The organism is Gemmatimonadaceae bacterium (assembly GCA_016720905.1).
Taxonomy (GTDB): Bacteria; Gemmatimonadota; Gemmatimonadetes; order Gemmatimonadales; family Gemmatimonadaceae; genus Gemmatimonas.
Window position 1 is genome coordinate 112,903 of sequence record JADKJT010000001.1, and the last position, 15,818, is coordinate 128,720.

Genomic DNA, 15,818 nt, shown 5'->3' on the forward strand with positions numbered 1-15,818 from the left:
GGCGGGACTCTAGAAGCGAGTGGAGATGGAGAACGTAAAGGTACGCAACGTTGGGAAGTCAAAGGCGTCAACCTGATTCACGAATCCAGACCCACCTTGTCCGCCCGAAACACCTACTTCTGGATCGTACCCGCCGTAATTCGTGAATGTGAATAAGTTGCGGCCGATGAGCGAAACGGTCCAGTCGCCCACTCCGCGCACCCTGCCAACTTGGTAGGTCAGGCTCACTTCGCGAAGCTTCGCGTAGGAACCATCCTCTACATTGTAGTTGTTCGGGCCAAGGAGGTCATAGAAACCTCCCGTACCAACCCCTTCACTCCCACCCACGCGCCAGGTATATCCGACCGGCTTGGCGGTTTCGACTGTGGTCCCAGCCATATCGAAATTACTGGAGGCGTAGTCGAAGATGCCCCAGCCTTCACCCTGATTATTGATACGATGGCCCATGGTGCCATCCAGCAGTCCATACAGCGACAGCTTCTTGTACGTGATGGTGTTGTTGAAGGCAAAGCGGAAGTTCGGGAGCGAGTTGCCCAGAATCTGCGTGCGGCCCTGACCCTCACCCTTCTCTCCCTTGAGCGGGCGGTCTACAATCGGATGACCGAACTGCAACGGGTAGTTCCACGGCGACAGAGCCGCCGGGAGTTTTGATTGCCACAGGTTCTTGGTGATTCCATCCTTCCAGCTGTTTCCTTCACCCGCCCACACCAACCAACCACGATCGTTCACCTGATAGGCCTTGCCCTCGCCGCACTGCGACTGCACCGACGCCGGCAAGTCACTGCATGCCTTGTAGAACTTGCGCCCATAGATGTTGCCGTACCGGTTGGCTGCGTAGCCGTTCTCCACATTTCGACGTGCCGTCATCAGGAAGAATGACCCGACACCGTTGCCGAGATTTGCCGAGGCGAAGTACTCGGGTACATCCAACTGGGTGATGAGCGTGCGCGTACGATCGAACGTGCCGCGCATGTTCCACTGCAGGTCCTTCTTGCTGATCACCGGCAGATTGAGCGCCAGTTCCCACGTCTTGTTCGACAGCGTACCGGCGTTCTGCCACTTGTTGGTGAAGCCGAGCGCGGCCGGTGTCGTCGGGAACAGGATCTGATCCTTCGTATCTGATGCCGCGTATGTCAGTTCAACACCGAGGCGGTTGAACAGCGTCGCATCGAGGCCGAGTTCAGTCTCCGTAGTCGTCTCCGGTTTGAGCTTCGAGTTACCAGCCTGTCCCAACGAGCAGGCACCGCCGGTGCAGGAGTACGTTTCGTACTGGGCGTCAAATCGCGGAGTGTTGCCTGCCGATCCACGCGATGCACGGACGCGGAAGTCAGACAGCTGCGAAAGATTCCAGAAGCCCTCTTCCGAAACGCGCCATACTGCCGAAACGCGGCCAAAAGGCGCCCAACGGTTGCCAGCGCCAAAGAGCGAACTGCCGTCGTAGCGATACGTCCCATCCAGGATATATCGACCCTTGTAGTCCACATTGGCACCGGCAATAACACCCATGTTCTTGATGAGCTGAGAGCTCGATCCCACGCCGAAGCTGGTCTGGTTCTGCAAATTGCTCAACTGGAACACATCCTTCACCGTGTATGTGTTTCCACCAGAGTTGTTGGCTGACTGGAAATCGCGATCCATGAGACCGCGGAAATTGAGCTTGCCGTTCAGGTCACTGGTCAACTGCTTGCGAAAGGTCGCCGAAACCTGCGCATTGCTGGATTCGCGGCGAAGGTTGCTAACCGTTTGACTGCCGAAATTGGTAGCGGCGGAGAATGCCTGCGTGCGATATCCCTTGACGAACCAACCGTCGTTCACGCGCTGCCGATTGTCATAGCTGTACAACACGTCGAAGCTCGCCCACTCGGCCGGCGCATACGTAGCCGAAATGCTGGCCAGATACCGGCTCGCCTGCTGCACGCTGACGTTGTTGTTGTTCTGCATGTCGTACAGGAACGTTCCGGCCCCGTTACCCGAACCACGCAAGCCGCCGCCGCCGCCCTTGACGATGGCGCGACCAAGTGTATCGATCGCCGAATAGTCCGTGCCCGCTGGGGCACCGCGTAACAACTGACCAAAAATGCCGCCGTTAGACGAGCCACCACTGCGGTTGTCCGTGCGCGAACGGTCGAACAAGGTACTGACCGACACCGTGAGATTTGACCGCACGTCGTAGTCCAGATTGACGCGCGCACGGCGCTGTTGCTGCCCCTCGAGGCCTTTGATGCCACCCTCATCGGAGGTATATGCGCCACTGACGAAGTAGCGCACGTTGCCGGCGCGGCCACTGGCATCCAGCGAATTGAGCGTCACCGGATTGGCCTTCGACACCTGCGCGAACCCATTGTATCGCTGACCTGGCCAGACTTGAGACTGGAAGACGTTCAGCAGGTCGGCGCCACCCGGCACCGCCCACTGCATCGTCTGCGGTGTACGCACCGAATCCGCGTTCACATTATTGATGCGGTAGATCTCTTCCATCCAGTTCGTCGTCTGCGAGCACGGGGCATTCACACCCGAGCCGGCGACGCAGAACCGCTGCCCCGTTTCATTGAGCTGTAGATGGTGATTGATCGAGGCACCGTAATCGAAGCTGCTCAGGTCGCTAACGCCGTACTCGGACCGGAAATTGAATTTCACGCCGTCGCGCGAAGCCCCACGCTTCGTTTTGATTACGATGACGCCATTCGCGGCCGACGATCCGTAGAGTGATGCGCCGGCAGCGCCCTTCACCACTTCCACCGACTCGATGTCGAGCCCACCGATTTCGTTGAGGCTCTGGTTGCGCAGAATGACACCATCAACGATTAAGAGCGGTCCGGTGGAACGGCCGCTGGCGTTGATCGACGTCGGGCCTCTCAGCATGATGGTCTGATCGCTTCCGGGTTGACCGCTCGTGGCACCAACGCGCATGCCGGCAATCTTGCCCTGCAGCGCCGTCACCGGGTTGAGCGCCGGCACCGGAATGTCTTCCGCCGTCAAACGCCCCACCGAGAACGGCACCTTGGCGCGTTCCGTCCCTTCGATGGATCCGGTCACGACCACTTCGCTCAGACGGTTGATGTCTTTCTTGAGCGAGAAGTCCTGCGTCTGGTTTCCCGCTGTGATGCGAATCGCAATCGCACCCGGCACGTAGCCGACCGCCCGAACCCGCAGATTCACCGCCTGACCAAGCACCCGAGCCGCCGGGATGTTGATCGTGTACACGCCCTGATTGTTCGTCGGAACCGAAATCGTCAGTTCGTTGATGTACACGTTGGCGAACTCAAGCGCCTGCCCGGACTCACTCAGCACCTTACCGGTGATGACTGCGTTCTGGGCTTGCGCGCTGCCCGCCGAAGCGGTGAGCATGGCGCCAACCAACGCGGCGACTGCTCGAGCACGATGCGAAAAGGTCATGAACATCTGTCTCCCTTGGTGGTGAAGAAGGGGGTAACGCACTACACCCGCAACGCGGACGCAATTGTCCGCGTCGGGACAAGCCCGTCGGAGGGTACGGCCAGAAACTCTATGGGAAGCGAGCGAACCTTTTCACGGTGGTCGGGTTCTTACTGGAGGCGCTGACCCAGCGCGGCACAGCGAACCATCGACTCCGGAAGGGCGCCCCGCACTGCGGTGGGGATGAAACGGCGGGTACGGTACAACAAATACTGACGCGCACTGCCTGAGGGCGGCAGTAATCGTTTACCGTGCAACTTGGCTATGGTACGGACCGACCGGCGCAATCGCAAGAGGGACTGGGCGATTTCACCGGGACCGATTGATTGCCGGCGCCGCCCACCGCGTCGATTTGCGGGACCAGCGCCACTATTGACAACAGATCAATCCGAATTGCGTCACTATGGATGAGCTCGCCTTGGGTTCCGTGTTCCGGAAAACACGGCGGCAGCGCACGCCCTTACGGCACTCGCGTTCTCACCAGGGGTTTCGGCGTCCAGTTCAACCCCACCCCGAACGTATCTTCAGTCCCCAGCAGGTCGGAGCCGCTGAACGATCCCGCCACCCGCACGGCGAACTCTCGATTCACCTGAAGGTTCACACCCAGGTCGAAATTCAGGCTCACCTCCGATCGGTTGCCGCCGCGACTGCCGCAGCTGCTGCACAGATCCAGCGAGGCGCGCGGATGCACATAAGGCGTCAGCGACATTCCCTGATCCAGCTCGAATGAATGGCCGATGCTGACTCCCACCGGGACCCGGATCAGCGTGACGCCACTGCCAAACGCCGCGCCCGCACCCACCGTCATCAGCAGATCCAGCGGCTGTTCTCCCGTCGCCCGCACCAGTTCGCGACCCAGCGATTCACCCACCAGCAACAGCAGCGCCTCACTCCCCTTGCGATCGGCCAGCCCCAGATCGAGTTGCAGATGCTGCTGGGGTCCCCACCCCTCGCGCCACTGAAAGACCACCGTCGTCCCCGCGCCACCGCTCAGAGCCGCCGTGTAATCACGCGTTGAAGCCGTTGGCAACTGCAGCGATGGATAGTTGAATGCCTGCGCATGGGCCGTCGCGACAAAACCCAGCGCCGCCAGCGCGCCACACAGGCGCAGGGAAGCGCGCGACGGCCCGCGGTTGGACACGATAGTGAACATCAAAGCACTCCTGAAGGGACGGAAAGGCGGCGGGCGCCAGGTGGCGAAACGTGTGGCAACATCTCTTCGACACACCACGTGGGACGAAGCGAAACACGAGGGATATCGGCATTCTACGTGCACGCTGGCGAACAGTTCCATCCCCGCACGATGTAACGCACATTTCGTCATGCGTCACGTCGCCGTAACCTATCGCGCGCTCCGCGCGGCCGTGGCTGCGTTCGGAGTGATATGCGTCGCCACGCTGGCCGGCGCCGCGCCGCTCGTGGCGCAATCCCCGCGCCTCCGGGCACCCACCGATTCGCTGGTGCGGGAAGCCCTCGACAAGGCGGCCAACGGTGACACCAGCACCGCGCTGGATCTGTTGGAACGCGCGACCGACCAGTCGCCTCGGGATGTGAACGCATTGTACTGGCGGGGACTCATGCTGTCGCGCACCACCGCGCTGTCGATGGTGGACTCGCCCCGCCGGTTCCTCGCCGGCCGCCTGCTGGACCGCGCCAACGACATCGATCCGCGCAATCCGCGCTACCTCATTGAAATCGGGCGCATTCGCCTCAAGACGCCTATGCGGCGCATTGAAGCCGAGCGGTTGTTCCGCAAGGCGCTGTCGATAGCCGAATCGAATGGGGATCCGGTACAACTGGCCGATGTCGCCTACGAGTTGGGCACCATCAAGGAACGGCGCTATCTCACCGGTCGCGACCGGTGGATCTACACCACCACCAACGTCATCTTCGATCCGATCGCCGCACGGGCGCGTCTGCATTACACCCGCGAATTCCTGCAGAGTCTCTCACAGCCGATCGAGAATTCCGGCCAGGTGGATCGGCAGGACGCCGAGGAATACTTCCGGCGCGCGCTGACGTCGCTGCCCACGCACGCGCCCAGTGCGGTGTCGTTGATGGGCCTCCTGTACGATCAGCATCGCTACGATGAAATGCGCCACATCGCGGCGGCATTCACCGCGATAGACAGCGCCCCGCCGCGCGTGCTCTTCGCCGGTGGCCTCGCCGCCTACAAACTCGGTCAACTGACGCAAGCGGACACGCTGTTCGGGCGCGCGCTCGCGCGATTCACCCCTTCCGAACGGGCCGAACTCACGCACCTCGGTCGCATTACCCGCAAGGGAGACTCCGTACGCATCGACGGACTCAATGCCGAGGATCGCGCGCGCACGGACAGCGCCTTCTGGGAAGCGGCCGATCCCATGCTCTCCACCCCGGAGAACGAGGCGCGCCTGGAGTTTCTCGCGCGCATGGCCTTCGCCGATCTGCGCTTCACCGACGCCGACACGCGCCAGGTAGGATGGCGGACCGATCGCGGATTGATCATCGCGCGCTACGGCGAACCTCCGGTCGTGGCGACCTTTGCGCCAACCTCCGACGCGGATGCCAAGGACGCCGTCGGGCGCGTGATCACGGTCTGGTACTATCCGCGCACGGAAGTCGAATTTGTCTTCACAGGTCCGCCGGCCATGAACGTGGCCATCTTCGCCGGCAATCATCGCGGGTTCGCCGAGGAGCAGCGACAGGAAGCACCGTTCCTGCTGGACAATCTGGCAATGGCGATGGCCGTCGATACCGTTCCCATTCAGGTGGCGCGATTTCGCGGCGAGACGCCGGCCAAGGCGCAGTTGATGATCGCAGCGAGCATTCCTACCGAGAGGTTGTACGCCGCCGCCGAGATTGACCGCGGCGCGCTGGAGTCATCGGTGCGCATCGGACCATTGGCCGCGCTCAAAGTCGCGCGCCTCGATACCACGGCCGTTTCGTTGCCCACCTCGAAACGTCTGTCGAGACTGTGGGTCGACACCGTCGCTGCCGGCGCGAATCTCCGCCTGCGGGTGGAAGTGCGTGACGCCGCGCTGACCGGCGCCATGGGTCGCGCGCAGGCGGACCTGACGATGTTCTCGGCAGATACCACCAAACTGTCCAGCAGTGACATGGTGTTCGCCAATCGCCTGCCCTCGCCGGGTTCGACCGTTGGCCGGTGGACCACCATCGGACTCGTGCCACGTGGTGACCTCAACCTCGTTCAGCGCGATACATTCTCGGTGTACTGGGAAAACTATGGACTGCGCCCCGATGCGGATGGACGCGTCAAGTACGAAGTCCGCATGATCGTCACGCTGGAACAGATTGACCGCGGTCCCAGTGGCGTTCGGCGATTCTTTGGTGGCATTTCGGACGTGGTGGGACTGAGCACTGAGGGTGACGAGCAACTTGGGTTGCGGTTTGAACGGAACGAGGCGTTGGGCGCGCGCGATCGCGTCCCCGAACTGGTCACGCTGGGCATGGGCAGTGCGCCCGCCGGTCGCTATCACCTGGAATTGATCATCACCGACCGCACGTCCAAACAGGTCACACGAACGCAACGGCAGTTTCACATTCGAGGTCAGTAGCCATGCGCACAGCGGAATGCCCATCGGATCAACGTCACGGTGTCGCGGTACACGCGCTGCGTGTGATCGGCGCGTTGTGTTTCGCCGTGCCGCTCATGGCGCAGTCCCCCGCGCCCCGTCCGGGGGCCATGGGGGTGACGCCGCCTGGTACCACGCGTCGACCCGATGGCGGCACGCTCGCTCGCACCAGTGCCTTTGGTGCCCTGAGCGGCACGGTCCTCGCCATGGGGTACTACTTCCTGAGTGAGAAGGGCACGCGCTCCAGCGGCTGCCAGCCGCTGGACTGTGCGTTGCCATTCCTTGCCGGCAGCGGGGCCATCGCGGGCCTGTTCATCGGTCGTGAGTTGGACGCGCAACGGCGCGCCTTTGCCCCTCGTGCCGGCGAGGTCATCGAGTTCGGATTTGGCGAGGGCAAACTGCTGGCGCCGCCCTCATTCATCGACGTGCGCGATTCGTTGATTGCCGTGGTCAGTGACAGCGGTGTGCAATTGTTGTCCGCCACGCCGGCACCCAAGGCGCTGCGCCGCCGAGCCAATGGACTGAGTGCGCTCCGCCAGGTGGCCATCGTACCGGCGCGCGGCTCGCTGGTGCTGGGCACCGGCACCGCCCTCTGGGAAGCCAGTCTGCTGGCCGGCCCCGCCACGCGACTGGCCGACGGACCCGTCGACGCACTGGCCGCCAACGGTGACGTGGTGGTCAGCGCCAGCGGCAAGCGACTGCGCGTGCGATTCGGCAGCGGCGACATGGCTCGTGGCGACAGCCTTGAACTTCCGCTGCCGATTTCGTCGGTGGCCTACGATTCCATTTCGCGCGCGTGGTGGGTCGCCACCGATTCGCAGTTGGTGCAGGTAACGACGAATGACCAGAAGCTCGCGCTCACGGCGGTTCGACTGACGTTGCCGGCCTCGGCGCGCGCTATCGCGACCAGTGCCGAGTGGATTGCCGTGGCCATGGGCGATGAAGGCGTGATGGGTTGGCGTCGCGATTCACTGGCCAGCGCGCTCGTGCCGTCGGTGCGCGTGACGCAGGAGCCGCGCTTCGCCTACGACCTCGCATTTCTGGGCCCGACGTTGTTCGTCGCTGGCGGCGTGGACGGATTGTTTCAGCTCTCGCTGTCGCCGGTTCCGCGCGTGGTGGGCTCGTCGCGACAGTTGCAATTCGCCACCACCGTCCGGGCGGGCAACGGCGTGCTCTGGGTTGGCGATCGGAACCGGGTGAGTGTGGTGCGGGTCACGCCGTAAACGCGTGAGGGCAGAGGTTGGAGAGACTTGAGGGGTGAGCAACGGAAGGGTTGAGCGCTAGAGGGGTGAGCCAGCGAGGGCAGGACTGAGTTCTACCCTCGCCGGCTGGCCCCTCTAGCGCTCAACGCTTCCGTTGCTCACCCCTCAAGTCTCTCACCGCTCAACCCGCTCACCCCTCCAAAGCAAAACCGCCCGCCCGGATCATCCGGGCGGGCGGTTCACATACCTCCATCCTGTCACCTCGGGCCTATCGACCGCGCACCGACTTGGGCAGCGTGGCCTCAAGCACCGTATTCGGCCCCATCCGCCCTTCGGTGGAGTACTTGGACTGAAGGTTCACGCGCACCAGTCCGAAGTTGTACCACGGCGGCGTGCTGTTCGCCTTGGGAATCGTGTCCGTCGAAACGCGCGAGGCCATAGCGTAGATCACCCGCGGCGTATCGAACACGGCGTTTGGCGCCGGATTGGTCTTGTCCACCTCGTAGAGCGAGATGGTCCGGTCCGGATACGGTGCGGTGCGACGACCCACATACACCGTGTCATTGAACCGACCGGTGGTATCGAACTTGACCGCGTAGGCGTTGTAGTAGTAGCCCACCGGCGGACGGAAGTAGTTCGAGTCGTTGGCAATCATGATCTTGCCACGCACTTCCACCCGTCCGCGCGGCACAATGGTCATGGTCGCCACGCCGGCCGTGCTGCTGGTGGCAATCGTATACTCCTGATTGGCCGCCGGCGCGCCCGCTGACACCGGTATCGCGCGTCCAAAGGTGCCGAAACGGAGGCCCGCCACCCGAGCGGCGCTCGCCTGACTGCGCCGCGCCCACAGCGGACGCACTTCGCCGGGCGACGCCCCCGGCGTGGCCGCCGTTTCGATACTGACCACCACCACGTTCAGCGAGTCAGTGGCCGCAATTCCCGTCGCCGCATCACGCGCCGTGGCCACACGGAGCGCATAGTTCGATCCACCAAGCTTGAATCCGCTCACACCAACTCGCGGAGACACCGTCGGCGTAAACTGCGGATCTCCCGCCGCGTTGATCGTGGAATCCAGGCGCGTGATGGTGAGGTTCATGTTCGTCACACGGACAAACTTCGTGGCCGAATCGTTGGCCAACCACACGGTGTACGTGCCGCTGGACAACGAGTCGAGTCCGGCCAGTGTGACAATCACCGAGTCGGTATTGGGCGTCGCCGAGGCCACAATGGCCACCGGGAACGTGACGGTACCGCGCGGCAGGTTGGTGGCGGTCTTGGCGAAGTTCGTGCCAAAGCCCAGGGCGCCGACCGGCTCCGCCTTGGTGGAGCGATTGTCGTCGCATGCTGACGTGACAACCAAGGCAGCGCTCAAGGCGCTACAGATGATAAGACGCATGGATAACATCGGTTAGTTGCCCCCCGAAACGCCGCCCGGGATGTAGCGGAATCCCAGAGTCAGCATGGTGTTCAGCGCCGTCTTCTTGGCCGCCGGCGGAACCGGGAAATCTTCCGGGAATGGTGTCTTGAGTTCCGCACGACCAGCCGCCGGATTCAGGAAGTTCCGGTCGTACTTCTGGAACTGCAGGGCGCGGGCGTCAAACTGCACACCCACCTTCTCGCCCAGCTTGAGCCATACGCCGCCACCGAACGTGTACGACAGCTCGTTCTTGCGCGTGGCTTTACCGTTCACCTGCGTGTTGGCAATCATCGTGTAGGTCCCGACGCCGGCCATCACGAAGGGACTCAACTTCTTGCCCACCGGAATACGCGCCAGGCCGAACGCGCTGATGTTGATCGTGTTGATCGGCTGGCCAACATACTGATAGAAAATCGAATCGCCGCCACCGGCGCCGGCGTTCCCGTAACGCAACCGCGTCAGGAAGTCCTCGCGGTGCGTGTTGGTGCGCGTGACGTCCAGGCTGGTGCCAATACCGAAATACTTGTTGAGCGAGTACTCGGTATCGAGCCCGATCAGCGGGCCCGCGTTCAGGCTGGCCGCGCGTTCGGGCGTAATGGACCCGACACGAGTGACCACCGAAAACTGCTTGTTCTGCACCTGCGCCGACAGCGCGCTGGCGGAAACCAGCAGAAGAGTGAGGGCGCGAAGCACGCGGCTCATTTGCCCACCTCGAAGGAAAAGATCTGAATGTTCTGAAGAGCGCCGGCCGCCTCGTACGAGTAGTCGAAGCGGATGCTGCGGCCCTTCACGGGAAGCCGCAATCCGAATCCGCCGGCAAGGCCCGTCTGGCCGGCATCGCCACGCTCGCGACCGTCATTGTACATGCGCTTGCCACCGCGCACGAACAACATGTTGCGGTAACCGTATTCCGCACCCAGCGCGTACTGCGTGCTGTAATCGGTGGCGTCGGTTACGGACAGTTCCGCTGTGAGCGTGTTCTTGCCGCCGGCGCCACCCATCAGGGAGTTGGCTCCACCCAGCAGGTCGGCGCCCAACGACAGCCTGAACTCCACCGGCAACTCGGTGTTATTCGTGAACACCTGCACACGACGCGATTCAGACAGGACCGAACCGTCGGAGGTCTGAATGACGCGTTGGATGAGCGCGCCATTGGCACGGGCCGTGCCGCCGATGTTCTGGATGGCTCCACCAATCGTCAGCCCGTACAGCCCGGTATTGAACTGAGTGCCGATGTCCAACGCCATCCAGTGCGTGTTGGCATCGGGGATGCCTTCCGTGATGTACTTGACCTGACCACCAACCGACAATCGATCGGTGAGACGTTTGGCATAGCCAAGACCCACCACCGTCGAGTTCCACTCAAACACGTTGCCACCCAGACGCTCGCCGAACGGGTTCAGTTCGGTGGTGCGCCGAATGGGGCCTGAGGCCAACGTGTTCAGGTGCAGACCAACCACACCGCCAAGCAACGGAATGGATCCTGCCGCATAGGTCTGACTGATATCGAGGTCGTCATACAGGTTCTGTCGACCCGCGGCCATGGAGAATGACTCCGAGGTGGCCGCGCCGGCCGGATTCCAGAACCAGCCCGTTGGACCAGAGACGGAACTGCCGACCGCGCCGGCCATGGCGCCGCCGCGCGCGCCGATCCCGATGTGAAGGAAGTTCGCGCCGCGCGTACCCTGTCGGTTCGGGGTGTCCTGCGGCGTGGGAAGAATTCCCCCCGGCCCCTGAGCGCGAACCGAAGCGCTCAGCAGGACGGTGGCAGCGCCAGCGGCGCCGATAGTGCGAAGGATGTTCATCGCCACTCCGTTAACGGATGATCACGAACTTACCGCGCTGAATCTGGCCGTTGCCGCTGGAGCCAGTTGCGGTGAGTACGTAGAGATAGAGTCCGGAACCCATGTCCAACCCTTCACGTGTGCGCAAGTTGAACGGCAGATCACCAGTCGGGGCGTTGTTTCCCTGATAGGTGAGGTCGCTCTTGGTCCACGTGAGCTCCTGCAGGAACTGCCCGGAGACCGAGTAGATCCGCAGGATGCCTTCCTCGGGCACACCAGTAAAGTAGATGCGGGAGGTTGGCGTTCGTCCATTCAATTGATCGATGTCCGATCGCGCGATGTACGGATTGGGCACCACGGAGACGTTGGCCAGATCCTTCTTGGTGATGGTCGCGTTGGTGGAGAACGGTGTGGCCACCAACTGCACCACGGATCGCTGGTCGAACGGGCGGGAAAATTCGAAGAACTGTGTCCAGCCCGTCTGCACCGGCAAGTAACCACCGCTTGCCGAACCTGCCGACGCTGGAAGCGTGCCTCGGCTGTTGATCACCAGAGGATTGCACGTCACCGCGTCCGCGGCAGGCCGCGTACCCGAACCCGTGACACCACCGGTGCAGGCCACGAGGAACTTGTTGATGCCGATGGAATCAGGCACCAGCACCGGGATGGGGCGGAAGCCATTCGTGCCATCCGCCTGCACCACCACATAACGTGCCGCACCGGTACCGACCGAGCTGTCTCGCTCAACTTTCTGCAGCACGATCAGCGTATCACCCGGCAGCCAGACGCTGTCGGCAATCGTCACGCGAACCGTGTCGTTGCCGGAACCAAGCAGTCGCGTGTTGCTGGCTCGCTTGAGCATGGCAAACTTGACGTCTTCTGTCCGTCCGTCCACGTCGCGGAACGTCATCTTGAACGGCAGCCGCACTCGCTGCAACGGCCGCGCTGTGGTGGCACCAACCAGCGCGCCGACGGCTGCCGACGTTTCCGTAACTGTGGTGGACTTGGCCGACGCGTCAGCCAGCGAGGCGTTCACCACCCCTTGCAGATCGGCCACCGGGTCCAGCTTGAACGGGGCCTTTGAGCCAAAGGGATCGGTCAACCAGCTGAGCGAGTATTGACCACCCTTGATGCGCTTGTTACCGGCGCCAATGATCGGCTGTACCTGCGGTACGAACACGCGCGCCGCGTTGGACAGCGTGTCGTTCGGGCCGCGCAACACGAAATTCCGGTCGCGAACAGCGCCAAACGGCGTCAACTCCTGTACCAGTCCATTCGCCGTATTCGCGGTGTCTCGCGGCACAACCGTGTAACCGGGATACAACGGCGACGTCTGCTCGAAGAACTCGCGGTTGGCCGCGTATTGATCGTTGGTTATGAAGATGGGCTTGTTGTCACCCGTGACCCACACGAACCCATGGTTCACACCCGACGCCGGTGACGAAATGGTATCGACGTAGACCTTGGCGGAACCACTCGTGCCGCGCTGGGTGCCCGTTATCAGGATGGCGGTGCCAACTTTGACCGGGACGTTCTGGTTTACCGAGAACGCTTGATCGCGTGCCACAAAGTTGGCAACGCCAGGACCCGCAGCCGAATTGGCCGCGCTCGGCAAGATCCATCGCACATTGACGGTCGTGGTGGTCGCACTGGTGAGCGTGTCAACCGTCTTGCGGACGATGAACTGATTGCCCCAGATGACGCGCGACGTGCCCGAGACATCGTTGGAGACCGACCCATACACCAGCGACTGCGTGGCGTTACCGGACACCGTCGACGTGTCGACCTTGGCGAAGGAACGCCCCGCTACGTTGGTGATGGGCGCGTACACCTGGATGGTGGACGGCCCGGCCGTTGCCAGACTGGAGTTGATCGTGTCGATCGGGAATCCCAGCGTCTGCTGGACATCCGTCACGATGAATCCGGCCGCCGTGGAATCGACAATCTTGAAATCCGAGAACCCGCGGGAACGCGTTACGTAGGAATACAAATAGCTCTTGCCGGCTTGGACCGTTTCCGTCACGCTACCCGTAGCCGGCGTGCCTGCCAGATAGCCCACGGTGGACAGCGGCCGCCAGGCGAACGCGTTCACACCCAGATCGACAGCGCGGGTTGGCGCGTCGGTGCAGGTGGCCGAGTTGCCACTGGTGGTCGTGAACGACAGGCCGGCGTTGCACGACTTGAACAGCAGCACGGCGGCCAGGTTGTCGTTGGCGCGAGTTGCCAGTCGAGCCAACAGCCCGGGATTGAGTCGGAGCACGCGACGGACGTTGGCATCACCGGCAATGGAGTCGTTCCGCACCTTGTTCACCAGTCGAACCATGTACGGGTCGACCGGATTGATGTTCGGGAAACGAATGGTGATTTGCGCGCCGATGGTGGCGCTGGCCGAACCGAATGTGGTGGAGTCGATCAACTCGGCGGACGATATCGTATACGACTTACCCGACACCACGGTGGGGAAGCTGAACGGCGCCGGCCCCTCATAGTTGGTCAGGTAGCTGTTGACGACACCCTCAATGGTCTGACGGATGGTCGTCGAGTCGGAGTTCCACGAGAACGCCCACAGGAACTGCGTCGTGTCATTGGCTTTCAACTTGAACGGACCGGCCGACACGGTATTCAGGATGTTGCCCATGCGGGTCAGCGTACCGTTCGCGATGGTATCGCTCCACAGCGCCGCACAGCCTCTCTCGCCGCAGCCAGTGACGGAGATGGTGTCCTGCACGCCATCGTTGTTGTAGTCCCACTTCCCGAACGGCTGGCCGTTCAACGAATTGATCGTGTTGCCCGGGACGAACTTGGGAAACTTGACATCCTCAAGCGTCGGGAACGAACCGCTCCAGTCCGGCGGGCCGATGAGCTGGGTGAAGTTGGCGATCGTGAAATCGGATGGATTGCGGCCATCCATGTAATTCAGTTCCGTTGAAGACATCATTCCGAAACCTGACCGCATGGAGCGGTTGATATTCTGCGACGTCTGTCCGAACGAATTTCGCTTGGCGTGATTGAACGTGATGGTGTCGTCAGCCAGCGGGCTGGACGGATTGTAGTATGGACTGTTGGGATTGCTGAACAGCTTGTTGCGCAGGTCACCCAACGGCGACTTGAGCAATGTCATCGTGTACACACCGAAGGCACCAAACCCACCGCCTAGACACGCGTCGTTGGCACCATTCGCATAGCGCTTGGGGTAGGTGGTAGAGCAGTTGCCGCTCGTCCCGCCGCCCGTCGCAAAGATGGTGTTCGAACTGAAGTCGTAGTACACCGCTACCGCCTGGCCATTCTGCAGGAAGCCGGGGCCAAGGCCGTAGTACAACGAGTCGTAATCGATCCCGGTGCCGTACACATCGGCCGATTTGTTCACCAACTGGATCTGATAGAACTGCGTGTTGCGCGTGGACGGTGCGGCCAGCTGCCAGCTGTCAATGCGCATCTCGATGCCCAGGGGATACCCCGGGTCGGACGGCGCGCCGGAACCACCCGGCACCACGGTGCCGTAGCGAAGCTTCTGCTCGCGGTAATAGTCGCTCATGAAACCGTAGACGCTCTGCGTGCCCAGCGTTTGCGTCGCATCCAGCCGCGCGCGGGACAGCTTCCAATCGTCCCAGCGGAAATTGGCCTTGTTCTCGTTGAACGTGTTCAGCCACACCGAGTCAGGCACCACCAGCTTGGCGGCAAAACCCTGTGAACCCCACGTTTCCGGGCAGTCCTTCATCGCCATCAGCGAGAAGCCCTGGTTCAGGAACGTCGGGTCGTCGCGGCATGAACTGTTGAAGATGGACGTCACGCCGGAAAAGGCCTTGCCGAACTGTCCGTCTGCCGACCCGATCTTCTTGATTTGGGGCGGCACCAGCACCTGCCAGTACTGCGACGAGTATCCGAGCGAGCCGGCCATGTTGTTGATGCCGGGGTGCACCGCGCGAATCTTGCGGAACTCGCTCGGCGGCGCCGCCATGGTGACGCCCATCTCGAAGAACATGTAGCCCGCGTTGTTGTTCACGCGGCCCATCTGAATGAAGTTGTTGCCCTGATTTTCCGAGACCGGGCCACCCTGATTGGTGACACCTGATCGGAACCCGCCAGACATGCGAAGCGCGCCGGCGGCGAGATCTTCCGCCGCAAACAGGCTGAAGGGATTGGGGCGCGGAATGGCCACCGCCTTGATGGAGCCGTCGGCTCGCACGCTGTCGATGGTCCACTGCACGGTAGGTTGAACGCGCTGCGCGTGGAGACACAACGGGGTGATCGCGAGGGCCAATCCGCTCAACGCCACCCGCACGTTCATGAGACGCCGCAACGTGCGCGCGGGGGAAGGACCCCCGGACGGTCGCGCGGCAGCATCGAAGGTGTTCTGTTCGAAAGTCATGAGGTAACTGGTGCCTGGGTTCCCGATCATCCTCAT

The 15,818-nt window shown here is 62.3% G+C and carries 8 protein-coding genes; 2 read left to right on the forward strand and 6 right to left on the reverse strand.

The features are described from left to right. Positions 1-9 precede the first annotated feature (9 nt). Both IPP90_00440 and IPP90_00445 read right to left on the reverse strand, forming a co-directional pair. Positions 10-3,396: a SusC/RagA family TonB-linked outer membrane protein gene (locus IPP90_00440; GenBank protein MBL0169185.1), complete on the reverse strand. Its 3,387-nt coding sequence runs from the start codon at positions 3,394-3,396 to the stop codon at positions 10-12. A gap of 499 nt (positions 3,397-3,895) precedes the next feature. After that, the gene (locus IPP90_00445; protein MBL0169186.1) at positions 3,896-4,588 is read right to left on the reverse strand and encodes a hypothetical protein; all 693 of its coding nucleotides are present in this window, start codon (positions 4,586-4,588) and stop codon (positions 3,896-3,898) included. Between the two features lie 169 nt (positions 4,589-4,757). Between IPP90_00445 and IPP90_00450 the strand changes: the two genes are divergently transcribed. Together IPP90_00450 and IPP90_00455 are read left to right on the forward strand one after the other, a co-directional pair. Beyond that, complete coding sequence (locus IPP90_00450) at positions 4,758-6,992, forward strand: GWxTD domain-containing protein (GenBank protein MBL0169187.1); 2,235 nt, start codon at positions 4,758-4,760, stop codon at positions 6,990-6,992. 2 nt (positions 6,993-6,994) lie between these two features. Next, entirely contained in the window at positions 6,995-8,233 is a 1,239-nt protein-coding gene (locus IPP90_00455) for a hypothetical protein (GenBank protein ID MBL0169188.1), read from the forward strand. Between the two features lie 247 nt (positions 8,234-8,480). On the opposite strand, the gene IPP90_00460 is transcribed toward IPP90_00455, so the two are convergent. The 4 genes from IPP90_00460 to IPP90_00475 are packed head-to-tail and all read right to left on the reverse strand — an operon-like array spanning position 8,481 to position 15,782. Further along, positions 8,481-9,608, reverse strand: a complete 1,128-nt coding sequence (locus tag IPP90_00460) for a hypothetical protein (protein ID MBL0169189.1) — start codon at positions 9,606-9,608, stop codon at positions 8,481-8,483. Positions 9,609-9,620: 12 nt separating this feature from the next. Then, positions 9,621-10,331 carry an outer membrane beta-barrel protein gene (locus tag IPP90_00465; GenBank protein MBL0169190.1) on the reverse strand — a complete coding sequence of 237 codons (711 nt, stop codon included), beginning with the start codon at positions 10,329-10,331 and terminating at the stop codon, positions 9,621-9,623. Further along, positions 10,328-11,434 carry a PorV/PorQ family protein gene (locus IPP90_00470; GenBank protein MBL0169191.1) on the reverse strand — a complete coding sequence of 369 codons (1,107 nt, stop codon included), beginning with the start codon at positions 11,432-11,434 and terminating at the stop codon, positions 10,328-10,330. Before IPP90_00470 ends, IPP90_00465 begins: the two co-directional genes overlap by 4 nt. Before the next feature lie 10 nt (positions 11,435-11,444). Next, positions 11,445-15,782 carry a hypothetical protein gene (locus IPP90_00475; GenBank protein ID MBL0169192.1) on the reverse strand — a complete coding sequence of 1,446 codons (4,338 nt, stop codon included), beginning with the start codon at positions 15,780-15,782 and terminating at the stop codon, positions 11,445-11,447. Positions 15,783-15,818 lie beyond the last annotated feature (36 nt).